This window comes from Pseudomonas sp. IT-196MI5 (genome assembly GCF_949767415.1).
Lineage (GTDB): Bacteria > Pseudomonadota > Gammaproteobacteria > Pseudomonadales > Pseudomonadaceae > Aquipseudomonas.
Map to the genome: position 1 here is coordinate 1 of NZ_CATKPZ010000073.1, position 306 is coordinate 306.

A 306-nucleotide genomic window follows, 5' to 3' on the forward strand; every position below is an offset into this window, starting at 1 on the left:
CGCGCCAAGCTCGACGAACAGTACGGTTGTGGCTACACCCTCTACGGTTGGGATGGGGATGTGCTGGCCTTTGAAAGCCGCAACAACGACAAGAGCGAACGCCTGACCCACTACTTTTTCGAACCGGATAGTTTTGTGCCGGTGGCGCAGGCGGTGGAGCAACGGAGCATCCAACTGCTGCCGGAGCCGGTCTATGAGGGCGCTTACGACATCGACCGTGACCCGGTGTGGCAGCACAAGCCCACACCGGTGACCTTCAGCGCCGTGGCCTGGTACCAATGTGACCACCTCGGCACGCCGATGGAG

At 61.4% G+C, this 306-nt stretch carries 1 pseudogene; it reads left to right on the forward strand.

Going from position 1 to position 306, the window contains the following annotated elements:
- A pseudogene (locus ACM6IK_RS25710) lies at nt 1-306 on the forward strand (hypothetical protein); the annotation flags it as partial.